This window comes from Mycobacterium sp. NGS56, from assembly GCF_059812425.1.
In genome coordinates, this window is sequence record NZ_JCALCQ010000001.1 from 1,336,151 (window position 1) to 1,358,701 (window position 22,551).

General features: G+C 64.0%; 25 protein-coding genes. 16 read left to right on the plus strand and 9 right to left on the minus strand.

The window, feature by feature from the left end; genetic code table 11:
- Positions 1–4 precede the first annotated feature (4 nt).
- From AC5Y4F_RS06175 to AC5Y4F_RS06195, 5 genes are all read left to right on the plus strand, one after another.
- Complete coding sequence (locus AC5Y4F_RS06175) at positions 5–829, plus strand: CbbQ/NirQ/NorQ/GpvN family protein (protein WP_067931076.1); 825 nt, start codon at positions 5–7, stop codon at positions 827–829.
- Positions 823–948, plus strand: a complete 126-nt coding sequence (locus AC5Y4F_RS06180; RefSeq protein WP_255404995.1) for a hypothetical protein — start codon at positions 823–825, stop codon at positions 946–948. The genes AC5Y4F_RS06175 and AC5Y4F_RS06180 overlap by 7 nt, the downstream gene beginning before the upstream one ends.
- A 10-nt stretch (positions 949–958) precedes the next feature.
- Complete coding sequence (locus tag AC5Y4F_RS06185; protein WP_082947458.1) at positions 959–1,699, plus strand: hypothetical protein; 741 nt, start codon at positions 959–961, stop codon at positions 1,697–1,699.
- Positions 1,700–1,723: 24 nt separating this feature from the next.
- A complete protein-coding gene (locus tag AC5Y4F_RS06190) occupies positions 1,724–2,161 on the plus strand; it encodes a hypothetical protein (RefSeq protein WP_499995536.1) in 438 nt (145 codons plus the stop codon).
- 247 nt (positions 2,162–2,408) lie between these two features.
- Positions 2,409–3,584 (plus strand): LLM class flavin-dependent oxidoreductase, encoded by a 1,176-nt coding sequence (locus tag AC5Y4F_RS06195; RefSeq protein ID WP_082947457.1) that lies wholly within the window; start codon positions 2,409–2,411, stop codon positions 3,582–3,584.
- A 311-nt stretch (positions 3,585–3,895) separates the two neighbouring features.
- Here the strand turns inward: AC5Y4F_RS06195 and AC5Y4F_RS06200 are convergent, their stop codons facing one another.
- Genes AC5Y4F_RS06200 through AC5Y4F_RS06210 form a run of 3 tightly spaced genes read right to left on the minus strand, consistent with a single transcriptional unit; the run spans position 3,896 to position 6,992 of the window.
- Positions 3,896–4,747, minus strand: coding sequence for an enoyl-CoA hydratase/isomerase family protein (locus tag AC5Y4F_RS06200; protein WP_067931067.1), 852 nt, complete (start codon positions 4,745–4,747; stop codon positions 3,896–3,898).
- Positions 4,744–4,962 (minus strand): lipoyl domain-containing protein, encoded by a 219-nt coding sequence (locus AC5Y4F_RS06205; RefSeq protein ID WP_499995539.1) that lies wholly within the window; start codon positions 4,960–4,962, stop codon positions 4,744–4,746. The genes AC5Y4F_RS06200 and AC5Y4F_RS06205 overlap by 4 nt, the downstream gene beginning before the upstream one ends.
- An 11-nt stretch (positions 4,963–4,973) precedes the next feature.
- On the minus strand, positions 4,974–6,992 hold the full coding sequence (locus tag AC5Y4F_RS06210; RefSeq protein ID WP_067931259.1) for an alpha-ketoacid dehydrogenase subunit alpha/beta: 2,019 nt from the start codon (positions 6,990–6,992) through the stop codon (positions 4,974–4,976).
- A 113-nt stretch (positions 6,993–7,105) separates the two neighbouring features.
- Here AC5Y4F_RS06210 and lipL point away from each other — a divergent pair, with 113 nt between their 5' ends.
- Genes lipL through AC5Y4F_RS06225 form a run of 3 tightly spaced genes read left to right on the plus strand, consistent with a single transcriptional unit; the run spans position 7,106 to position 9,823 of the window.
- Complete coding sequence (gene lipL, locus AC5Y4F_RS06215) at positions 7,106–8,380, plus strand: esterase/beta-lactamase LipL (RefSeq protein ID WP_499995541.1); 1,275 nt, start codon at positions 7,106–7,108, stop codon at positions 8,378–8,380.
- A gap of 58 nt (positions 8,381–8,438) precedes the next feature.
- Positions 8,439–8,891: a nuclear transport factor 2 family protein gene (locus AC5Y4F_RS06220; protein WP_067931058.1), complete on the plus strand. Its 453-nt coding sequence runs from the start codon at positions 8,439–8,441 to the stop codon at positions 8,889–8,891.
- The gene (locus AC5Y4F_RS06225) at positions 8,891–9,823 is read left to right on the plus strand and encodes a TIGR03619 family F420-dependent LLM class oxidoreductase (protein WP_156749919.1); all 933 of its coding nucleotides are present in this window, start codon (positions 8,891–8,893) and stop codon (positions 9,821–9,823) included. The genes AC5Y4F_RS06220 and AC5Y4F_RS06225 overlap by 1 nt, the downstream gene beginning before the upstream one ends.
- Here AC5Y4F_RS06225 and AC5Y4F_RS06230 read toward each other — a convergent pair.
- Genes AC5Y4F_RS06230 through AC5Y4F_RS06250 form a run of 5 tightly spaced genes read right to left on the minus strand, consistent with a single transcriptional unit; the run spans position 9,820 to position 14,339 of the window.
- Complete coding sequence (locus AC5Y4F_RS06230; RefSeq protein ID WP_231986268.1) at positions 9,820–10,218, minus strand: nuclear transport factor 2 family protein; 399 nt, start codon at positions 10,216–10,218, stop codon at positions 9,820–9,822. The genes AC5Y4F_RS06225 and AC5Y4F_RS06230 overlap by 4 nt on opposite strands.
- Positions 10,215–10,610, minus strand: coding sequence for a Zn-ribbon domain-containing OB-fold protein (locus AC5Y4F_RS06235; protein WP_067931052.1), 396 nt, complete (start codon positions 10,608–10,610; stop codon positions 10,215–10,217). The genes AC5Y4F_RS06230 and AC5Y4F_RS06235 overlap by 4 nt, the downstream gene beginning before the upstream one ends.
- Complete coding sequence (locus AC5Y4F_RS06240; protein WP_499995544.1) at positions 10,607–11,779, minus strand: acetyl-CoA acetyltransferase; 1,173 nt, start codon at positions 11,777–11,779, stop codon at positions 10,607–10,609. Before AC5Y4F_RS06240 ends, AC5Y4F_RS06235 begins: the two co-directional genes overlap by 4 nt.
- Positions 11,776–13,269: a class I adenylate-forming enzyme family protein gene (locus tag AC5Y4F_RS06245; RefSeq protein ID WP_067931046.1), complete on the minus strand. Its 1,494-nt coding sequence runs from the start codon at positions 13,267–13,269 to the stop codon at positions 11,776–11,778. Before AC5Y4F_RS06245 ends, AC5Y4F_RS06240 begins: the two co-directional genes overlap by 4 nt.
- Complete coding sequence (locus AC5Y4F_RS06250; protein WP_067931043.1) at positions 13,266–14,339, minus strand: LLM class flavin-dependent oxidoreductase; 1,074 nt, start codon at positions 14,337–14,339, stop codon at positions 13,266–13,268. Before AC5Y4F_RS06250 ends, AC5Y4F_RS06245 begins: the two co-directional genes overlap by 4 nt.
- A 102-nt stretch (positions 14,340–14,441) precedes the next feature.
- Here AC5Y4F_RS06250 and AC5Y4F_RS06255 point away from each other — a divergent pair, with 102 nt between their 5' ends.
- The 7 genes from AC5Y4F_RS06255 (at position 14,442) to AC5Y4F_RS06285 (ending at position 20,893) form a co-directional block, all read left to right on the plus strand.
- The gene (locus AC5Y4F_RS06255; RefSeq protein ID WP_067931040.1) at positions 14,442–15,269 is read left to right on the plus strand and encodes a MaoC/PaaZ C-terminal domain-containing protein; all 828 of its coding nucleotides are present in this window, start codon (positions 14,442–14,444) and stop codon (positions 15,267–15,269) included.
- A gap of 2 nt (positions 15,270–15,271) precedes the next feature.
- Positions 15,272–15,895: a TetR/AcrR family transcriptional regulator gene (locus AC5Y4F_RS06260; RefSeq protein ID WP_067931036.1), complete on the plus strand. Its 624-nt coding sequence runs from the start codon at positions 15,272–15,274 to the stop codon at positions 15,893–15,895.
- Positions 15,885–16,634: an SDR family NAD(P)-dependent oxidoreductase gene (locus tag AC5Y4F_RS06265; protein ID WP_067931034.1), complete on the plus strand. Its 750-nt coding sequence runs from the start codon at positions 15,885–15,887 to the stop codon at positions 16,632–16,634. Before AC5Y4F_RS06260 ends, AC5Y4F_RS06265 begins: the two co-directional genes overlap by 11 nt.
- A gap of 73 nt (positions 16,635–16,707) precedes the next feature.
- Positions 16,708–17,475, plus strand: coding sequence for an enoyl-CoA hydratase-related protein (locus AC5Y4F_RS06270; RefSeq protein WP_082947455.1), 768 nt, complete (start codon positions 16,708–16,710; stop codon positions 17,473–17,475).
- A 10-nt stretch (positions 17,476–17,485) separates the two neighbouring features.
- Positions 17,486–19,126: a class I adenylate-forming enzyme family protein gene (locus AC5Y4F_RS06275; RefSeq protein WP_082947454.1), complete on the plus strand. Its 1,641-nt coding sequence runs from the start codon at positions 17,486–17,488 to the stop codon at positions 19,124–19,126.
- Positions 19,123–19,764 carry a nuclear transport factor 2 family protein gene (locus tag AC5Y4F_RS06280; RefSeq protein WP_067931027.1) on the plus strand — a complete coding sequence of 214 codons (642 nt, stop codon included), beginning with the start codon at positions 19,123–19,125 and terminating at the stop codon, positions 19,762–19,764. The genes AC5Y4F_RS06275 and AC5Y4F_RS06280 overlap by 4 nt, the downstream gene beginning before the upstream one ends.
- A gap of 1 nt (position 19,765) precedes the next feature.
- On the plus strand, positions 19,766–20,893 hold the full coding sequence (locus AC5Y4F_RS06285) for an acyl-CoA dehydrogenase family protein (protein WP_499995547.1): 1,128 nt from the start codon (positions 19,766–19,768) through the stop codon (positions 20,891–20,893).
- A 27-nt stretch (positions 20,894–20,920) separates the two neighbouring features.
- Here the strand turns inward: AC5Y4F_RS06285 and AC5Y4F_RS06290 are convergent, their stop codons facing one another.
- Positions 20,921–21,730 carry an SDR family NAD(P)-dependent oxidoreductase gene (locus tag AC5Y4F_RS06290; protein WP_499995548.1) on the minus strand — a complete coding sequence of 270 codons (810 nt, stop codon included), beginning with the start codon at positions 21,728–21,730 and terminating at the stop codon, positions 20,921–20,923.
- 199 nt (positions 21,731–21,929) lie between these two features.
- Here AC5Y4F_RS06290 and AC5Y4F_RS06295 point away from each other — a divergent pair, with 199 nt between their 5' ends.
- Positions 21,930–22,541, plus strand: a complete 612-nt coding sequence (locus tag AC5Y4F_RS06295; protein WP_067931253.1) for a TetR/AcrR family transcriptional regulator — start codon at positions 21,930–21,932, stop codon at positions 22,539–22,541.
- Positions 22,542–22,551: the final 10 nt, after the last annotated feature.

Here is a 22,551-nt window from a genome sequence, read left to right on the forward strand (position 1 = left end):
GTGTATGTTGAGCGACTTCTATTCGGTCAGCGGCAACGAGGTCAAACTCTTCGAACAGGCCTACGAACGGCGCCTCCCGGTCATGCTCACCGGTCCGACCGGATGCGGCAAAACACGGTTTGTCGAGCACATGGCCGGGTTATTGGGCCGTCCCGCGGTCACCGTGAGCTGTCACGACGACCTCACCAGCTCCGATTTGGTCGGTCGATTCGTGGTAACCGGCGGCGACGTCGTCTGGACCGACGGGCCCCTGACCCGTGCCGTGCGTGACGGGGCGATCTGCTACCTGGACGAGGTGGTGGAGGCACGCCACGACTCACTCGCCGTCCTGCACTCGCTCACCGACTATCGCCGCACCTTGCATCTGGACCGGTCGAACGAGACTGTCCACGCGCCCGACACTTTCATGCTCGTATGCTCCTACAACCCCGCATACAGGAGTTCGTTGAAAGAGCTCAAGCCGTCGTTTCGGCAGCGGTTCGTCACCATCGCGATGGACTACCTGCCCCCAGATCGGGAAGCCGAAGTGTTGATGAACGAGGCGGGCGTCAGCCGAGACGTCGCCGAGGCTCTGATCAAATGCGCCAACAGCATCCGTGCTGCCGACGAGGTCTTCCACTTCGAGCCGCCGTCGACGCGAGTGTTGGTGACCGCCGCGCAGCTCATCGCGGTCGGCGCCGATGAACTGGAAGCGGTCACCGCGTCTGTCTTGGCGCCACTGAGCACGGACGGCGCCATTTCCGACGGCCTGCGTGAAGTGGCGGTCGCAAGCCTGGCCGGAGCCCCCAAGGCAGAAAGTCGATCTATGAGAAAGGAACGGCCATGGTAGTCAACGAACAGGACCGAAAGCGGCGATTGGCGTTGTTCTGGTTCCAAATAGCAATCTATGGATTTCTGTTGGGCAACTTCTTCATTCAGCTGTACATGAGCTTCAACCGGGGCTGGTGACAAGCCAATCATGAACCATCCCAGGCTGAAAGCGGGACACCGCAACCTTCTTCCGCCCGTGGCCGAGAACGCAGCGCCGAATTCGTTGAGCTACGAGGACCACATGGCCGAATCCAAGCGGGTCCAACGTAAGGCCGATATCTACCTGATGATCGGCGGATTTCTGATGGGCACGTTGGTGCTGGGCGTGATCGGGTTTCCGATCTTCTTCTACGGCTTGACGATCCTGCGTCGCGCCGGCAAAGAGGGACTTTCAGTCCGCCCGTTGATGGTCACGCTGATCGGTTTTCTGGTGTTCATCGACGCGGCGCTGAATAGTTTCGGATGGGCACTGGATCTGGTGGCCAACCACACTCTGATCAATCGCACGATCACGGTCGCGTGGGGGAACTTCTTCGACGCCGGCTACTTCTGGCACTACAACCAACTCTGGATCGGCGGGTCCGGGGCGCCCGGCGAGAAGTCCTGGGAGGTGGCCTGTGTCCTGGTCGTTTTCCCGATGCGCATGGCCGCTGCGATCGCCTTCCTGCAGATGAAGCGGTGGGGCCACCAGTGGCTGATCGTCACCTGTTGGTTCGGAGTGGTGATCTGGGTCGGCTACGTGTTCAACATGACCGTGTACGCCGACCTTCGTTACACGAACATCGGTTTCCCCGTCATTGCCTGGTGGATCTACGACATCTTCTACATCACACCTTTCTTGGCGATTCCCTACCTGCACACCGTCAACCGCGAGCTGTTCTCGGATTGAAGCAGCTAGTTCCTGTGAAGGGAGATGGCAGTGAGTAACCCCCCATCCGAAATTGAGCAGACCGCACGTGAGGAAGTGCTCCCCGAGGGCACCACCGCGTATTACAAGGGACTGCATACCTGGCTACGTAGAGCGATCTATGTGTGCCTCTTTGCGCTGGTGGTCGAGGGCACGTTGTTCGTACCGTTTTTGGTGGTCTGGTACGGCTGGCCGACGCTGTCGATGCATGAGATATGTGACGAGCTACAGAAGGTCATGTATTCCGATGAGACCCGGCAGTGCAAGTATCCCTACCCACTACTCAGCCCGGCAGAAGCGGCCGGCGAAAAGACATCCCAAGACACCTGGGGAGTTCAGCCCAAACCGCACTACCCGCGGCTCGGGTTCCGCCAGCTCGTCACAATCCACGAGCAACGCCTGGCCCGAGACACCCAGCAGCACAACGGAACCGGGTCGCGATGACAACCACAGCAGAACCTGTACGCAACCCGCTTGCCGTCCGCCTGCGCCGACAGGGTGTCATCTCACCGCGTTTTGCTGGCTGTTCTTCACGAGCGGCATCGTGGTCAGTCACATCATCGCTTTCACGCACGGCTACGGAACCGGCTTCGGCGACGGACGCCAGCTAAACCGGTGGAACAAATGAGCCCCGCGGAGCTAGCCCGTAGCGGGTCGTGATCGACGACTCTCATTCGACGGGACCGATAAGATGACGATGGAAACCGCAGTCAATATCTCCGGCGATCGGCACCTTCCGTGGGAAGTGACCGCAATGGACGCGAAAACCATTCAGCGCAGCGGCGTTGTCGACTATATCGAGGTCTCTGATCAGCCCGTCGGCTTCTTGCCGCCCAGCATCTGGAACGAGGCGAACGTGCCCGCCGCGGCGATCATCGACGAGCCCGATTCACTAGACGCCGGAATCGTCACGGCGACGGTTGCTGCCACCAGCGCCCCCGGTATGGGTCTGACAATCGGCACCGATTGCATACGGACCCCGCCTGTGGAGTTGATTCAAACAATGTGGTCACTAGCCAAATTGACTAAGGGCAAAGCCCTCTTCCACATTGGCGCGGGTGAAGTTAAGCAGTGCGCACCATATGGGCACAAGCGTTCTCAAGGACTCGCCCGAATGGAGGATCTTTGCCGAATCTTCAACCTAATGTGGGAGTCCGATGAGCCAGTCGACTTCGAGGGACATCACATTTCGCTCAAGGGGGCCTACCTGGGGTCCGCCAGGCCGTACCGCCCTCAAATGTGGGCGCTGGGTGGCGGCCCCAGGCTGATCGACCTGGCAACGAGCTATCTCGACGGCGTCGCGGTAGCGGTGCCAAATGTGTGGTCCACACCCGAGCACGCCAGCGTTGAGATCAAAAATATCCGCCAGGATCTCGAACGCAAGGGCCGTGATCCTGCGACTTTTCGGTTCGGCATGTGGAGTCTAGTTCTATTGCATGAGGACCCCGACGTCATCGAGAGAGCGCTCGACAATCCCGTCATTCGTTGGCAGTCGGCGATCTTCGGCCGAGTAAACCCAAACGATTGGCGCAAAGAGGGCATCGAACCTGCCGTACCCGACAAGTGGACCTATCACCTGAACCTCAAGCCACTTTCAGTCGAGCAATCCTTTCTCGACAATGCTCTTGCTCGTACCACGCGCGAAATGGCAAGCCGCAGCTTCATCAATGGCACACCCGAAGAGGTGGCCGACCAACTGCAGGGGTGGGTCGACGCAGGCGTCGACTGGGTCATGCCGGTCGACTACATGCGCTTCGTCACGTCGCTGGAGGAGGCGGCGGTCGCCCTCAACCGCACTTTCGAGCTATGCAAACGCATCAAGGCCGCGAGTCGTGAGGAGGTCACGGCGGTCCGAACCGATGATTGAACACGTTCTCAACGTGGCACGTTCCGTTCGCGCCGCGTCCGTTGAAGATTTACTGCGGTGGTCTGCTTGTCCTCACTTTGTTCACCTTGGTCCCCACAATCGGCATGGAAGTCGGGTTCATCAAGCCCACATTCACCGTCGACGTGCTCGGCAACATCGTTCTCGCGTTACCATCCTGGCTAGTACCACTGGTTGCTGGTGGGACGGTCCGGGGGAGCACTGCACACCGCTGCAACGGGGCGCCGAATTAATCCTGGTGTGGTTCCTTCCGAGCGGCAGCATGCTGGGAGCAAAGTCGGACAGTTAGGCGTTTAGTCGGCGTTTTGAGACGGTAGCCACGCAGGCCGACGGGTCTGGACGAAAGCGTCGCGGTCGTTGTTGACAGGCCACGCTGGTGATCGCTTCTGTAAGAACGCCGTAAAAGCTTCGATCTGTTCGGCGGTACCGATGGACGACCAGTAGCCCGTGACGTCCACGGGCGGCAACGCGCGCGCCATCTCGCGTTTGACTGCAGCGCGCGCGACGGGGCCGGTCTTTCGGACTCGTTCTAGCAAGGCGTCCACTTCCGGCAGCAAGGAGTCGTGTGGCACGACTTTGCCGACCAGGCCGAGTCGTTCGGCCTCTTGCGCGTCGATCCAATCGTTGCCATAGATAAGGTGATTGGCTCTTAGCGTTCCCAGCCGTTGCGGCAGCCGAGCGGCGACGAATGCCTCGTACACCCCGCGGGTGAGGTCGGGGACGCGGAATCGGGCTCGATCGGATGCGACGACCAGATCCGCGAACAGCGTCATCACCAAACCACCGCCCAGGGCAATCCCATTTACCGCGCAGACGACGACTTTCGGTATCTTGCCGAGCGTTTCGAACGGCGTACCGTCGTATGATTCGGTGAATGCATCCCACGTCCGGTCCGGGTTCTCCACCGCGTTCATGTCGCCACCCGCGCAGAACGCCTCGCCAGATCCGGTGATGACCAGGAAGCTCAAACCCGGTTCGTCGGCAACGATCATCGCTGCCCGCTTGATGCCGTGATAGCCGTCTGCCGTGACGGCATTCTTCTTCTCGGGACGGCTGATCGTAACGGTCAATGTGTCGCCCTCGATACGCCCGATCAGCTCTGGGGTGCCGAGGTCAACGTCGACCGAATCGGGTAGTGCTGTCACCCTTCCTCGATCATCGCGAGGAGCTCGCCGACGTTGTAGGTTTCGCCGGCGCTGACCTTCCAGGAGACGACACCCGAGGCCGGCGCCTCGATATCCATTTCGACCTTGTCCGTGGCGATTTGATAGAGCGGGTCGCCTTCGGACACGTGGTGCCCGTCCGCTGCGTACAACTCGGTCAGCTCCGCTTCGGTGATCGCATCGCCCGGCTTGGGCATCCGCACCTCCATCACACAATCCTCCCGATGGCTTCGACGAGTTGACCGGCATCGGGACGGCAGGCCGCCTCCAGGGTGGCCGCGCGCGGCACCGGAGTGTAGGTGCCGGCCACCCGCTGAATGGGGCTCCTCAGCACGCCGAACAGTTCGGTGCCCACGGCGGCGGCGAGTTCGGCCCCGGGCCCGCAGAATCCGACCGATTCGTGCGCCACGACCAGGCGGCGGGTCTTGCGAACCGATTCGATCACGGTGGCCAGATCCAGCGGCACCAGGGTTCGCAGATCGACGACCTCAACCGAAACTCCAGCGGTTTCAAGCTGGTTAGCCGCATCGAGCGCGGCGTGGACCATGGTGCCGTAGGTGCAGATCGTGACGTCGGTTCCGGGCCGTTTGATTTCGGCCTGCCCGAGCGGAATCACATAGTCGGCGGTCGGCACGGGTCCCTTGCCGCCTCCGTAATAGAGCTTCATTGACTCGATGAACAGGCACGGATCATCTTCTGCCAGGCACGCATTGAGCAGGCCGACGGCGTCCGCGGCGGTGCTGGGCCACACGACCTTGATCCCCGGGGTGTGCATCGCCCACGCTTCGAACGCTTGCGAGTGTTGCGGTCCGGCGGCGGTCCCCACCATGGCGCGGATGACCATCGGCGCGCCCTGTCGCCCACCGGACATGTAGCGAATTTTGGCGGCGTGGTTGGCGATCTGGTCCATGGCGACACCCAGGAAGTCCATGAACATCAGTTCCGCGACCGGTCGCAGCCCGCCCAGCGCGGCACCGACGGCGGCACCGATGATCGAGGACTCGGCGATCGGGGTGTCGCGCACCCGGTCGGCGCCGTATTTGGTGGACAACCCGGCAGTGATCTTGAACATGCCGCCCGACGGGTCGGCGATATCTTCTCCGAGAAGCACGATCGATTCGTCGGCGGCCATGGCCCGATCCAGCGTGCGGTGAATCGCTTGCACGAGGCCGAGATTCTCCGTTTCGCCTTCGGGCACCGTGGCACGCTGCGTCACTGGCGCCGCTAGCTGCGTGCCGTGGGTGGCGAAGACATCTCTGGTGAGTTCGTCGACAGCGGGAGGCTCTGCGTCGCGGGCGGCGGCAAACGCCGCATCGATCTCGGCTTTCAAGTCGGCGTCGATGCGGTCCAACTCCGGCTCGGTGGCCACACCGTCGTCGATGAGACGGCGCCGGTAGCGCGTGAAGGGGGCGTCGGCGCGCTTGGCCGCCAGCTCGTCGGGGTCCGCGTACGGCATTTGGTCCCCGAAATAGTGGCCCTGTAGGCGATATGCCACCGCTTCGACGAACGATGGGCCGCCGCCGGACCGCGCGCGCTCGGCGGCCTCGGCCACGGCGTGATACACCGCGTGAGGATCCGTGCCGTCGACGGTGACCCCTGGCATGGGGTAGCCCGCGGCGCGGTCGGACAGCCGGGCAGAACGCGTGTAGCCGGCCACCGGAGTGCATTCGGCCCACGCGTTGTTCTGGCAGAAGAACACGACAGGGAGTGACCAGAGCGCCGCCATGTTCATGGCCTCGTGGACGTAGCCGATGCTCGTCGCACCGTCACCGAAGCTCACCAGGACCACCTGATCGCTGCCCTTTATGTCCGAGGCCAGGGCGATCCCGTTCGCGATCAGCGGCCCCGCGCCGACGATGCCGGTGGTCCACGCGACCCCGTGATCGGGGTCGTAGATGCCCATTGCCCCGGCTTTGCCCTTTGACAAACCGGTGCTTCGGCCGAGAATTTCGGCGAAGTACTTGGGTAGGTCGATGCCCTTGGCCACCACATCACCGAGACCGCGATAGGTGGTGACCAGCTGATCGTTATCGGAGAGGGCAAGGGCCGCCCCGGCCGACATCGCCTCCTGTCCCTCGACTGGCCAATAGCTCATGGCAATCTCGCCGGATGATAGCCCTTTTCGGACGCGCTGGTCGCTGTGGTTCACCTTGCTCATCAGGCAGTACAACTCGAGGGCACGATCGCTGCTCAGGGCCCGGGTTCCCATGTCTACTTGCGTGGCCATCACCACTCCTTCGCGATGCGCATCCGCCGACGAGCATACAATACAACAATACGATATTTGTTCAGTCGTCCGATGGGCGGCTCAAACGCCAGTTGGGGAGAACTTCGACCGCGATGCCCGAGCGACCAACCCTGCAAGCCGGTGACGGTCTGCCCACCCATGTTCGCGGTGCCGCCGACCCTCGATTTGCCTGCGCAGTGAAAACTTTCGCCACGCTCTTTCCCGGCCCACGGTATGGTGGTGGGGCGCTGTCTGTGTATGTCGACGGGGAACCCGTCGTCGACGTGTGGACCGGCTGGTCCGATCGCGAGGGGCAGGTGCCCTGGTCTGCGGACACCGGCGCGATGGTCTTCTCCGCGGGTAAGGGCGTGGCGTCAACGGTCCTGCATCGGCTCGCCGACCGTGGGTTGCTGTCCTACGACTACCCCATCGCGCAGTACTGGCCCGAGTTCGGCGCCAACGGTAAATCCGACATCACCGTGCGTGACATGATGCGTCACACGACGGGCCTGTCCCGGCTCGGGACCATCACCACCGAACAGTTGCTCGACCACCGGTTCATGGAAGAGCGGCTGGCCGCCGCGTCCGTTGACCGCCTCGCCGGCCGGGCGGCATATCACGCGTTCACTTTTGGATGGTTGGCATCCGGATTGGCCCGCGCGATCACCGGCAAGGGCATGCGGGAGCTATTCCGCACGGAGATCGCGCGACCACTGGACACCGACGGTGTCCACCTAGGGCGGCCGCCGGCCGACGGGTCCACGAAGGCCGCCCAGACCATGTTCCCGCAACGCTTCTCGGGCGGGCCGGTGCTTGGCCAGCTGATCTCGCTGATGGCCAAACTGCCGGTTCCAGGCCCGCTCGGTGCGACCTACGTACCCGGCATCACCTCCCTGGTCCAGGGCGACATGGCGCTGCTGGACAGCGAGATTCCCGCGGTGAATGCGGTGGTGACCGCGCGGGGGCTCGCCAAGATGTACGGAGCGCTCGCCAACGGCGGAAGTATCGATGGGCAGCGATTCCTTTCGGAGGAATTGGTCGAGTCGCTGACAGGCAGGCGCAGCTTCCGGCCGGACCTCAACGTCTTGTTCCCGATGTCATTTCACCTCGGCTACCACGGATCACCGGTGCCGGGTCTACTGCGGGGCTTTGGGCATGCCGGACTGGGCGGGACCATCGGCTGGGCCGACCCGATCACCAAAAGCTCATTCGGCTTCGTACACAACCGGCTGCTGACACCGATGGTCGCCGACCAACTGCTATTCGTGCCGCTCCTGATACCGCTGCAGCGTGGCGTCAACGAGACGCACGACGGCGAGCTCGTCACCGTGCCCAGCTTCGGCGCACGAACCTCCGACGAGGCGCGCACCGAAACCGCCGGCCGCTGACCCGACAACCTCTGGCGGTATCGTCTACGGGTCTTTATCCGGCCGGCACAGGGAACAGATGGATATCTCGCGGGCAGTTGCCCATGCGGAACTTGAAGCGCTGTCCCGCAGGTATGCTGCGGCGGTCGATCGCCGAGATCGCGACGCGCTTCTGGCGGTGTTCGCCCCCGACGCGTCCATGCTCGTCGAAAGGCCCGGGCGCGAACCGGGAACGTTGACCGGTCACGGCGAGATTCAACGGATAATCGGCATCGTCGCGGGGTGGCCACGCACCGCCCACATCATCGCCCAAGGCCTCTACGTCGTCGAGGGGGAGTCGGCGGTCGGCGAAATCTACTGCACGGCCAATCATTTTCGTGGCGGCGAGTCGGACGGCCGCAACCACGTCATGCACATTCGTTACTTGGACCAATACTCGCTCGACGGCGAAGGACGGTGGCAGATCAGGCATCGCAGGGTCGTCGTCGATGCGACCGAAGACCGGACCGCATCGATCGGAGAAACTCAGTGATTGCCCCGATCCAACTTTCAATGGGGATTCCGTCGTACTCGGCGGCGGCGCCGTCCAATTGGAATCACCTTACCGAATGGGCGCAACTGTTGGAGGGCGCTGGATTGGACCGCCTGCTGGTCTCGGAACACGTCGCGTTCGGCATGAACATGGACGCGTACGCGGATCCACGGACGGGCGGAACAATAGGCGGCCGCCAACCGACCGGGCCGGACGGGCACTGGCTGGAACCACTCACGACGCTGACCTACCTGTCGGCAAGGACCGAGCGAATCCGGCTGGGCACGAACATTTTGCTCGCCGCGCTGCGTCCGGCCGCGGTCCTTGCGAAAACCCTTGCGACCATGGATGTTCTGTCCGGTGGCCGCCTCGATGTCGGGGTGGGCGTCGGCTGGCAGCGTGAGGAATACGACGCGGCTGCGGTGGACTTCGACCGACGCGGGGCGATCCTGGATCAGACGCTCGAGGTATGCCAGCGGTTATGGCGGGAGAACGAGGTGAGCTACCACTCGGCCGATTTGAGTTTCGAGCGGATACACCAGATGCCCAAACCCGTGCAGCCCGGCGGAGTACCGGTCTGGGTGAGCGGGACGGTGAACCGAGCGGTCGCTCGCCGGCTCGCTCGCTTTGGACAGGGCTGGATCCCGTGGGGTCCGGATGCGCGGGATGTCGCCGCGGGAATAAGTCGAATGCGCGCCGCCGTCGAACGCGCCGGCGGAAACCCGGACGGGTTCGGTGTTGCCGGGACGCTGCGTGTGCAGACGAGTGCCGATGGCCGGCTCGACCTCTCCGCGGTCGCCGCGGGAGCGACCGCGCTGGCGCAGGCCGGCGTGACCGACCTGCGAATGACGCACTGGCCGTTGCCTGGCGCGAATCGGGACCGCGACACCCCCGCACTCGTCCAGGCGGTCCGTGACGCTGTCGATGACTAGGGCGTGCGGATCGACTCGAGTTGCGCAGCGAGCAGCATCCGGTCGAAATAACAACGTTCCAGGACGAGATCGGGCCCGCGGAAGCCGAAAAGGTTGACGCTCAACATGTCGAGCGGTGTGCCAGGTGCGGTCGTTCGCGTCTCCACGACCAGACCGTCGTCCCCGTGGTAGATCGCCTCGGCGGCATATCGCAGCATGGGGAGATCCACCCACTGCTGCAACAACATTGCGCGGACCGCCTCGTCACCGTCGAAAACGGTTCCCGTAGGGATGATCTCGTAGCGCGGATGGGTGAAGGTGGCCATCGCCGCGTCCAGGTCGCGCGCATTCTCGGCCGCGACGTGCCGGAGCACGACTTCTTCGCGGGCGCGCCGCAGCGCGGTATCAGGACTCACTTCGGTTCGAAGACAGCGAGATTGCGGCCGTCCTCGAGCGGCACCCACGCCACGGTGACACGGTCACCGACTGTGGGAGGGGGACCGAACACGTTCGACATCATACGGACACCTTCGTCCAGATCGACGAGCACCACAGAGTACGGCACCATGTCGGCCAGCGCGGGCAGCGCGGCGCGGTGGTGCACGCTGACCGCGTAAACGACCCCGTCGCCGCTCAACTTCTCCCACACCAGCGATGAACCGCCGCAGTGCGGACAGACGAACCGTGGGTACCAGACGAGCCGCGCGCACGATTCGCATCGTTGGACCTTCAACTCGCGACGCCGGGTCGCGTCCCAGAAGGGCGCGGACGCCGGGCTGGGCTCCGGGACCGGCAGCGTATCGGTCACAGCGCCGCCTCCGTTCCCAGAATCACCGTCGAGGTGGCCGAGAGCACCCCGCCGGTGCCATGTGCGACAGCCGTTTTCGTTTCTGGGACCTGGCGTTCGCCGCATTCACCGCGCAACTGGCGCGTGGCCTCGACGAGCAGAAATGCCCCGAACGCCCCGGGGTGGGTGTAGGCGAGCCCGCCGCCGGACGTCTGACCGGGCAGCGTTCCTCCGGGTCCCAATGCGCCGTCCGCGACAAACGGACCGCCTTCGCCCTTCGGGCAGAAGCCCAAATCTTCGAGCGCCAGCAACACCGTGATGGTGAACGAGTCGTAGAGCTCGACCACGTCGATATCGGCCGGGGTGAGGCCGGCTGCACGGAAGGCGGCTGGCCCCGAAAGGCCCCCCGGGGTGACGGTGAGGTCGGGCATTTGGGAGATCATCGCGTGCGACGCCGCCGACGCCGCACCCAGGACGAAGGCCGGCGGCTTGGCCAGGTCGCGGGCGCGCTCGGCGCTCGTGACCACCAGCGCCGCGGCGCCGTCGGTGACTAGGCAGCACTCGAGCTTGTGCAGCGGTTCGGCAATGAAGCCGGAGTCCAGGACGTCGTTCACGGTGATCGTTTCGCGCAGGTGAGCGCGCGGATTCATTACCGCCCAACGCCTGGTGTCGACGGCGATCTGAGCGAGCTGAGCGGCGGTGGTTCCGAAAGTGGCCATGTGGCGGTTGGCGGCCAGCGCGTAGGCACTGATCGGGAGCATCACGCCAAACGGGTTCTCCCACTCGAGCCGCTCGGGGGTGGCGAAGACGCCCAGGCCTTTTTCGCCGCGCTTTCGTGCGGCACGCGGTGTGGATGCATAGACGATTACTACCGTCTCGGCTTCACCGGCGGCGATCGCCGCGGCGGCATGCTCGACGTACAGCCCGTAGCTGGCGCCCCCGGCTTGAGTGGCATCGGTGAATCGTGGCGTAATTCCGAGATATTCGGCCAGTTCGACCGAATGCATGAGCGCTCCGCCAGTGCAGGTGCACAGGCCATCGACGTCCCGCAGCGACAAGCCCGCATCGGCCAACGCCGCGGTGACCACGCGCGCTTCCAATTCCCGCAGCGGAACGTCGATCACACCGGTCGGCGAGACCTCGTCGGCCACACCGACGACGGCCGCCGCCCCTCGGATGTCGGTTGTCAACTCCGCACCCCTTCGAATAATCCGCGCACGCCGGGCTGGCTGACCTTGAGCGAGGGCGTCCGTGGCAACTCGTCGACGATGACCAGACGGGCCGGAACCTGATAGCGGCTGACTCGTTCGCGCACATAGGTCAGAAGATCCTCCGATGTGACCTGACCACCGTGTACCAACTCGACTGCTGCGACCGGCACGTGGCCGAGCCGCTCGTCGGGCAGACCGGCCACACCGGCGTCGCGCACCGCCGGATGACTGCGCAGGACCTCGACGATTTCGGCGGGGGCGACCTTGAAGCCACCGCGGATGATGACGTCGTCGATGCGCCCATCGATGAACACGAAGCCGTCGTCATCGACACGGCCAAGGTCGGTGGTCCGCACCCAGGCGCCACCGGAGGTACGGACCTCGATGCGACCCTGTTCGCCGGCCGGCATCTCGCTGTCGCCTTCTATGGACATGACGCGGATTTCGCGCCCCTGCTGGGGCCGTCCTACGCTGCCGCGTTTGGCTGCGGCCCACTCCCGATGTAAAGCAAGGTTCCAGCCCGCCACTCCGCCCGCGAATTCCGTTGCGCCGTAGGATGGCAAGACCGCAACGCCGTAGCGCTGCTCGAACTCCTCCTGTATGTCGACGGGCAGATGCGCGGTGCCCGAGGTCACCACCTCGACGCTGGAGAACACCTCAGGCGCCACCCCGGCGTCGAGCACCATCGACAGCGCCGACGGCACCAGGCTCACGGCGCGTGGCCGATGTCGGACCACCAATTCCACGAAATCGGGCACCCGGAATCGCTCCAGCAGTGCGATCTTTCGGCCCTCGCAGACGTTGAGCAGCGTGCGAAACAGGCCCGACATGTGCACCAGCGGCGAGGCGACGATCGCGATGCCGGAACGCAGTCTGAGTTCCGGCACATGTCCCGAACCGTAGTGCGCGCCCGCTGCGGCAACCGTGTGCTCGAAAGAGCGGTAGGACAGCGGGACTCGCTTTGGAGGGCCGGTAGTGCCACTGGTCAGCATCTCGACTGCGATGCCGGCGGCTTGCTCACGGAATGGGCCGGGCCCGGGATTTTCATGGCCGGCAACGGTTGCGCAGGCGGCTGGCTCGGTCATCACCTGCAGCCCCATCGCCCCGGCAGCGGCGCCGATGACGCCGGTGCGCTGCCAGTCGGTCGACACTGCGACCACCGCGGGCAACCTCAGCCCACGGATGTCCGATGCGAGTCCGGCGTCCCCGTGTGACGGGTTGATCGTGACGATGCAACCGTTGGCCAAGAACACGCCGAGCATCGCCCCGACCATCGCGGGATGATTACGCAGCACCAGGCCGACAGCAGACCCCTCGTCCAAACCTACTGCTGTCAGCTGGCTTTGAACTCCCGAAGCGATGTCTGCCACCGCCTGCCAAGTCGTCCAAGAACCGTGGTACTCGATGGCGGGTGCCCCGGGGTCGAGCGCCAGAACCGCGCGGATGCGGTCGGCCAGCTGCTGGCTCAAGCCGCAGCTGCCGCGAGCTCGGTGGCCGCCGGGATCACCTCTTGGGCGAACAACTTCATCGATTCGTAGACCTTGGCGCGTTCCATCGCCCCGCCTCGCGACATGCGCAATATGATGTTGCGCCAACCCATGTCGATGACGGTACGCATCTTCTCCACAATGCGGTCCGGGTCACCCATCAGCGTCAGGTGTGAATTCAGCACCTGCTCGTAGCTCTGCTTGTCATGCTTGTCGAACCAGTCCGAGTAGGCCTTGTAGTCGGCCGGTATCTCGCCGCCCCGCTCGAAGGGGCTCGAATACTTGCGATGGGTCTGAATGGACAGCTCGACACTCTCACGCGGGTAGCTGCGGGCGAACGCGTCATCCTCATGGCAGAACGCGTTGAGCAGCGCCCATACGTTGCCGGTGGCTGCTTCGAGTCCCTTCTCGGACTGCACCTTCAGGTAGATATCCAGCGCTCCTTGCAGGTCGGGGTCCACTTGGTAGGGGTTGCCGATGATCGCACCGAAACCCTTCTCCGCCAGCCACTCGAAGCTCGACGGCGTCTTCATCACGGTGCCCCACACCGGTATCGGCTGCTGTGCCGGGCGCGGATAGACGGTGACGTCTTCCAGCTGGAAGTACTTGCCCTGATGGCTGACGTTCTCCTCCGTCAGCAGGCGGTTGACGATATCCACGCATTCCTGGTATCGACCGGTCGCCTCGTCCATTGAGATGCCGAATCCCTGAAATTCGTGTGCCTGATAGCCGCGTCCGAAGCCGGCGTCGAAGCGTCCGCCCGACAGCACATCGACCAGCGCGATGCGCTCCGCCAGTTGGATGGGATTGTGGAAGGGCGCGACCATGCATGCGGTCCCGATGCGGATGCGCTCCGTCTGCGCCGCAATGGCCGTGGCTACCTGTGGGAGGTCCGGGAGCATGCCGTACGGGGAGAAGTGGTGCTCGGCCAGCCAGACCTCGTCGTAGCCGAGTTCCTCCGCCCAGCGGGCTTCCTGCAGCACGTTGGCCAGCACCTCTTTCTCGCTGAGGTGGTTGGGCTTGTCGCCGAGGATGAACACGCCGAACTTCATATCGGTCCTTCCTTCAGACCCTCAATAAAATAGTTGCAGTTACTGCCACTATATTGCACGATTGAACATATATCGTCAATCCGTTCAACGTAGGGAGGCGCCGTGACCCTCTCCGACTCCGTGGTCGGGACCCCCCTGAGGCCGGCGTCATTCACGTGGGATCAGACCGACGTGATCCTCTACGCGCTGGGGGTTGGCGCCCGCCCACCCACCGAGTTGACACTGCTCAATGAGGCCTGCGGTCCTGCGGTGTTGCCGACCTTTGCCCTCATCGCCAACTGGTGGGCAGTCAAGGATCTCCGCAGTGTTCTCGACCTCGGTACGTTCCCTATCGTCCACTCCGCCCAGTCGCTGGAGCTGCATCGACCGATCGCCGCCAGCGGCGAACTATCAGTGCAGGCTCAGGTGTCGTCGGTATGGGACAAAGGCAAACACGCCGCCGTCGAGTTGACCAGTCGCGGGGTCGACGCAGACGGAACCGTCTTTGTCGCCCGGTCGCAGACCATGGTCCTAGGAGCCGGGGGATTCGGTGGCGAGCGGGGACCGTCGGCCGAGCCGGATCCGGACGGGCCCCCGGACGAATGCTTCGACGACGTGATCCGGCCGGAACAGGCCGCAATCTATCGATTGTCCGGCGACCGCAACCAGCTCCACATCGACCCGGCCGCAGCCCGCAAATTCGGCTTCGACGACGTGTTCCTGCACGGGCTGTGCACGCTGGGATTCGCCGCACGGGCGGTGATCAACGAAATCGGCCACGGCGATCCACAGTCGTTGACATCCTTGAGTTGCCGGTTTGCCAAGCCGGTCGAACTCGATGGCTCGCTGCGCACCGAGATGTGGCGAACCGGAGATTCCGTGCGTTTCAGGACACTGCAAGGTGACATCGTCGCGTTGAGCTCAGGAACTGCCACCTTGGCAGGGGGATGACCATGGACCAACGGCGGGCCCGCGGATTGCGCAACCGACAGGCACTCATTCACGCGGCGATCGAGCTCTTCGCCACCCAGAGCTACGAAACGACCACAGTCGAGCAGATCTCGGCCGCGGCAGGTGTAGCGCCGCGCACATTCTTTCGCCACTTCGCCACCAAAGACGACATACTGTTCGACGGCTACGCCGATCGGCTCCAGGAGGCCACTCGACGGTTCCGTGCCGCGCGGTCGAGCTCCTTGTGGGGCGCCCTTGCCGAAGCGTCGTCCGCGGTGGCGGAGGCGATCATCGAACAGCCCGAGATCTTCGTGGTCCGCGCCAACATGTACCACAACGTGCCATCGCTGCGCGCAACGATGTTGCGGATCAACGAAGACTGGATTGATCAGCTCACCGCCGAAGTGGCGCGGTGGCTAAACAGCAATGGGGAGACGGATTTGCGGCCTCGTCTCGCCGCCACGCTGACCAATAGCGCCAACCGTGCAGCCATCGATGTGTGGGTGGCCGGCGGTGGTCAGGGAAATCTGCCAAAGCTGATGGCCGAAGCCGTTGAATTGGTCCGGCCTTCCATCGTCGCGATCGAGCGTGCGGCAGCGACGACGGGGGGTCAGCGTGTCGGTTGAATCTCGTCCGCTTGCGGTCGTCACCGGCGGAGCCCGCGGCATCGGAGAGGCCATCGTCGCCGAGTTGATCTCCACGGGTCATCGGGTGGCCGCAGTCGACGTTAACGCGAAAGCGATTGCACGAACATCTGATTCGGACGCCGCACGTTCGGGAGATCTCATCCCCGTAAGCCTGTCGATCACTGATCGTGGCGCCGTAGAGGACGCGCTAGACAACCTCGCCCGCGAGCACGGGCCCATTAGTGCACTGGTGAACAACGCCGGGATGACGCTGCCCGGAACGTTTCTCGAGCAGGGTGACGAGGACTGGGATCGCATCGTGGAAGTCAACCTCAAGGGCACGTTCATCATGGCGCAGGTTGCGGCCCGACAGATGGTGGCCGAAGGCCGTGGGGCGATCGTCAACATCAGCTCGGTGTCGGCCCACGGCGTGCGCACCGGTCCGCCGGCCTATGCGGCCGCTAAGGCGGGTGTGGAGGGACTGAGCCGGCTGATGGCCGTCCAGTTGGGTGTGCACGGCGTGCGCGTTAACACGGTTGTAGTCGGTACCACGGCGACGCCCTGGCTAGTGGGGCGCAAGACCGAGGACGAGCTGGCACAGATGCGCCGGACCACCGTGACCGGGGAGCTGGGCGAACCGGCGGACGTTGCCGGGGTGGTCGCATTCCTGTGCTCACCTGCCGCCAAACACCTGACAGGCCAGCTGATTTCGGTGTCCGGTGGCCAGTGGATGCCATGAAAGTCTCCGGTGAGACGATGAGACAAATTCTGCTATAGTGTTTAGCTGCTACATATCGATGCCAGGGGATGCCGTGGAACTGAAGAGAATCTTGTTCGAGGTCAGCGAGCATGTCGCCACGATCACCATCAACCGCCCGGAGCGGCTCAACGCTACCGACGATCTGACCCGCACCGAGCTCGGCAATGCGTGGGCGCACGTTCGCGACGATCCCAACGTTCGAGTGGCCATCATCACCGGAGCGGGGGACCGCGCATTTTCCGCGGGCCAGGACATTCGGGCAACGGCAGAGGGCGGCATCCGCAACAAGATTCCCGGTTCTCGGCTCCACCACAACGTATGGAAGCCGGTCATCTGCGCCCTAAACGGGATGGCGGTCGGAGGCGCTCTACATCAGGTAGCCGACTCCGACCTGATCATCGCAGCCGAACATGCCGAACTGATCGACACACACTTGGCGGTCGGCAACGTGTTCGCGCTCGAGCCCGCGGTGCTGCTGCGCCGAATGCCGCTATCGATGGTGATGCAGCTGGGGCTGATGACCAAGCAAGGGCGTATCAGCGCACAACGAGGCTACGAGATCGGCTTGATAAACGAGGTGGTACCCGCGGACCGACTGCAGCAGCGCGCCCGGGAAATCGCTTTGGAAATAGCGAAACTCTCACCGGCCACTGTCCAGGCGTCCATCAAGGCGATGTGGGCCAGCCTCGACGTCGGGCTGCACGCGGCCAATGACGTCGCCTACCGCTATGTGCTGCAACACCAGCTGACCCATCCTGACTACCGGGAAGGGATGCTCGCGTTCGCCGAAAAGCGTGAACCACGCTGGGTGGTGGAATGACTGGCGCGCCATGAGGCAGTCCGCACGGACGTTCACCTATGATCCGTTGCCGTACGCACCGGTGCTGCCGGCGATGCTGGCCAGTCTGGTTGCTGACTACGGCGACAACGACTTCATCGTTTCGTCGGTCGGTGACGGCACGGTCGAGCGGATCACCTATGCGGAAGCCGATTCCAGGTCGGCCGAGATGGCCCGGCGACTTATAGCCGCGGGGGTGACCAAAGCTGCGCGCGTCGGAGTGATCGCGCCGAACGGCCCCGATTTCGTCGTCGCGTTCCTGGCCGCCACCCGGATCGGTGCCGTTGCGGTGCCCATTAACACTTTCTTCCAGCCGCAGGAGTTGAGATGGCTGCTTCGTGATGCCGACATCCACACGCTGCTGTCGGTCGACTCGCTGCTCGGCAAAGACATGCTCGCGCGGGTCACCGAGGCGGCCGGAGGTTTTTCCACCTCGGCCGAGCAGCTGGCTGTAGAGCGACTACCGCACTTGCGCAACGTATTTGCGCTCGGCGACACCGATCGGCGCTGGCCGACGGCGTGGCCGCAGCCAGTGTCCGATCCATTCCTGCGGGCGTGTGAATCTACCGTGCGCCCTTCCGACGACCTGGTGGTCATCTACACATCCGGGAGCATGTCAGATCCCAAGGGCGTCATCCACACGCACGCCACGGTGATCGCACACTCCCGCTTCATCGCCACCCAGCACGAGTGGAAGCCCCATGACCGGGTCTACATCCCGATGGCGTTCTTCTGGGTGGGCGGACTGGTCTTCGGACTGCTGGGGCCGATGCAGACCGGGGTGACGATTCTGACCGAGCATCGATTCGACGCCGGTGATGTGTTGCGTCTCCTCGAATCCGAGCGGGCCACCTACGCAACGGGTTTCCCGCACGTCGGTCCGGCGCTGGCGAATCACCCCGACTTCGCGTGCACCGATCTGTCGAGCCTGCGGGAGGGATACCACCAGGTCCTGCTGGCGCCGGAACTGCGCGCCGCCGATCCTTCATTGCGGGTAACGCAGCTTGGGATGACCGAAACGTGCAGTTCGCACACGTGGTGGCCGCCGCACGAGCCGGTGCCCGAGGCCAAGCGCGGTTCGCTCGGCGTGTCCGCGCCCGGCTACGAGCACCGGATTGTCGACGATTCCGGCGCGGACGTGGCCAACGGCACGGTAGGCGAGATATGCGTCCGAGGTGTGGCCATGATGCGAGGCATAATCGGGCGGCAGCGCGCCGACCTGTTCGACGCCGACGGTTGGTATCACACCAAGGACGCTGGGTATCTGGACGATGACGGGTTCGTGTACTTCACCGGCCGGACCGACGACATGATCAAGACCTCGGGAGCCAACGTCGCGCCCGTTGAGGTCGAAGCGGTGATCACCAGCGTCGACGGTGTCCGGATCGCTTATGTCGTCGGTGTTCCCGACGCGGACAGGGGCGCGGTGGTCTGTGCGGTGGTCGTGTGCAACGAAGGCCGGCACACGTCGCAAGACGAGCTCGTCGCCGCATGCCGAACAGAACTCGCGGCCTACAAGATCCCGAAGAGATGGGTGATCCTTCCCGACGCCGATCGGCTGCCGTACACCACCACCAACAAGATCGACAAGAACCGGTTGGTGCAGCTACTGGAGTCCGGGGAGTTGGCGTGACGGACTTAAAGGCGCGCGTCGCCCGGTTGGAGGCCATCGACGAGATCCGGCAACTGGCCGCCAAGTATGCGGTGGCATTGGACATGCGCGACTTCGATTCCTTGGCAAATCTTTTCGTGGACGACATCGGCGTGCCGGGCAAGGGTCGCGGCCGCGCGGCGATGCGGGAGTGGTACGACGCCCAGATCAGGCACTCGCTGTTGGGAAGCGCACATGGTGTTCTCGGCCACGTCATCGACGTGCACGACGCCGACAACGCCAGCGGACTCGTCTATTCACGCAACGACCTAGAGACGGAGTCGAACTGGGTCATCGAGCTGCTGGCCTATCTGGACAGCTATGAACGGCGGGACGGCCATTGGTATTTCGCCCGCCGCACACCGCTGTTCTGGTACCAGAGCGACATCACCGACCCGCCGGTCGGGCCGCGCAAGATGCGCTGGCCGGGTACCCCGCCGCACGACGGCGCATTCCACGACGCCTTCCCATCGTGGGAGGCTTTCTGGACCGCCGATCCCGGACGCTTCGACGCGCCCGTCCCGGCCCCGGCCGTCGTCGGCGAGTGGTTGCGCACCCTGCGTCGAGGTGCCGAGGTGCCTCGCGTCGACCCCACCGGCCGTGGCGCCACGGAGACCTGAAATGCCCGGCAATGCTATGAATTTCGCGTTCACCGATGAGCAGAACGAACTGCGCCGCACCGTGCGCTCTTTCCTGGCGAGCAAGGCCAACGAGACAGAGGTGCGTCGGCAGCTGGAATCGCCGCTGGGCTACGACCCGACTGTATGGGCTCAGATGTCTGACCAGATGGGCCTGGTTGGGCTGGCCATCCCGGAAGAATTCGGCGGCCAGGGCTTCAGCTTCGTCGAACTCGGAATCGTCTGCGAGGAAATGGGCCGGGCTCTGCTTCCGTCGCCCTATTTCGCGGCAGTCGTGCTGACCGCCAACCTGATCATGCATTCCGGCGATGACGCCGCCAAGAAGCGGTACCTGCCAAACATCGCATCCGGTGGCACCGTCGCGACGCTGGCGGTCACCGAAGAATCGGGCCGCTGGGAAGCCGGCGCCATCCGGACGCGGGCGCGCAGCACAAGCGACGGCTGGGTGTTGGACGGAACCAAAACGTTTGTTCTCGATGGTTGCAGCGCCGATGTACTCTTCGTGGCGGCCCACACCGAGGCGGGCATGTCGCTCTTCGCCGTTGACCGCGTTGACAGCGTTATTCGCCGGCCGTTGTCGACCTTGGACCAGACACGCAAGCAGGCGCGCATCGAGTTCAACGCAACGCCGGCGTCGCTGGTCGGTCGCGATGGTGCGGCGTGGCCGGTGTTAGTGCGGACCCTGGCGCTCGGTTGTGCCGCGCTGGCCGCCGAACAGGTCGGCGGCGCACAGCGCTGCCTCGAACTGGCCGTCGACTACGCCAAGATGCGCAGACAATTCGGCAAGCCGATCGGATCATTTCAAGCCATCCGCCACAAGTGCGCCGACGTCTTGCTGGACGTCGAATGTGCCCGCGGCATAGCACATTACGCGGTGCGCGCTGCAGCGGAACTCTCCGATGAACTACCGGCGGCGGCATCATTGGCCAAGGCATTCAGCTCGGATGCGTATGCACGCGCCGCCGCGGCCAACATCCAGATTCACGGGGGGATCGGCTTCACCTGGGAGCACCCGGCGCACCTCTACTACAAGCGAGCAAAATCCTCCGGCCACCTGTTGGGAGATGCCACGTTCCACCGGGGACTGCTCGCCGACGAGATCGGGATCTGAGACCTGTCATGCTGCCTCGCCAACGTCTCAGAAGTCCGTGCCCCCATCGATGTTGATGGCCGCACCCGTCATGAAGGCCGCGCGCTCGCCGAGCAGGAACGCGATCAGCTCGCCCGCCTCGGCGGGGCGACCCCCGCGGCGAAGTGCGACCCGCATGTTCCAGTCCGGATTGCTTGCCAAGTGCGTGTAGATAGCGTCCTCCAATGGCACGTCGTATTCCGCCGCCCGCTGAGCGCGAATGGAGTCGTTCACCTCTGTGTCGAACAACCCTGGGCACACGGTGTTCACCCTGATGCCGTCGGGACCGTGCGTTTTGGCCATGATCTTCGACAAGGTCAGCACCGCCGCTTTCAGCGCGTTGTAGGGCGGTATCAGAATCTTCGGCGCCCGAACCGAGTACGCGGCGGTGGTCACTATCGTCCCGCCGCCGTTGCGCTGCAGGTGGGGGATGGCGGCGCGGCACGAGCGGACGGTAGCCATCAGGATCAGCTGGTAGTACCAGTCCCACGAGTCGTCGCCGTGTTCGAGGAACGGTCCCTGCTGGTTCATGGGGCCAGCCGTCACGGCGAGACCTCGCAGCGGACCGAGGCACGCGGCGGCGTGATCGATAGCGCGGTCCACGCCGTCGCCGGTGGCAGCGGCGTCAACGGCGATGCCGACCGCATGGACGCCGTGGTCGGCGCTCAGTTGCCCGGCGCGGTCGCTGGCGCGCTCGCCATCGCGAGCCAAAAGAGCCACGTTGGCTCCGTTTTCGGCGAGTTGCTGGGCGGCGGCGAACCCCATCCCGGTGGTGCCGCCCACGAGCACGAAGTTGCGCCCCGCCACGCCTAGGTCCACCCCCAGCTCCTTCCGTGATTGAACCTGACGCGACGCGTCGGGCAAAGGCTCATACTAAACAAAAGTACGGAAGATGTAGAAATGACCACTAATCTGCCTGTCGCAAGCCCGATCATGGGCATAGATTGAACACATTGAGCATATTTGTCGCGTAATATGGGCTTTTCGGGTGGGCGGCTATCACGGCACGAGGAGCAAAATGCCAACGGAACGGGCTACTGCCGAGCTGGACTCGACCGAGGAGTTCGATCGCCGGGACCAAATTCTGGGAGCGGCGAACGAATGCTTCACCCAGCTCGGGATCGCGCGGACCAGCGTGCAGGATGTCGCGCGCACAGCCAACGTGTCGCGCGGCACGGTGTACCGCTACTTTGAGGACCGCAATGTGCTCATCGAGGCCGCCATCGAGTTCGGGGCACAGCGGTTCTATCGCGAAGTCGCGGTGGCGATGGCCGCGAAGGCGACGCTGGCCGAACAGGTTGGTGCGATGGCCGAAACCCACGCGAAGATACTGATTGACCACCGCACTCGAAACCGATTAATGGCCGATGATGCAGAGCTGATGCGACACATGATCTCCGATGGAGACACCGCAGTGCGCCGCACGACGGCATTTCTGATGCCCTACGTTCGCGACGCCCGGGAACGCGGCGAGATCGGCGCCGGTGTCGATGTGACGGCCGCCAGCGAATGGCTGGCGCGCATCATCTACTCGTTTTCCACCGTCAACGAGGCACAGACATTCGACATGTCCAAGCCGGCGACGGTGCGGCGCTACGTCGAAACTTTCGCGATAAACGGTCTCCGCTGATCTTTGTCCT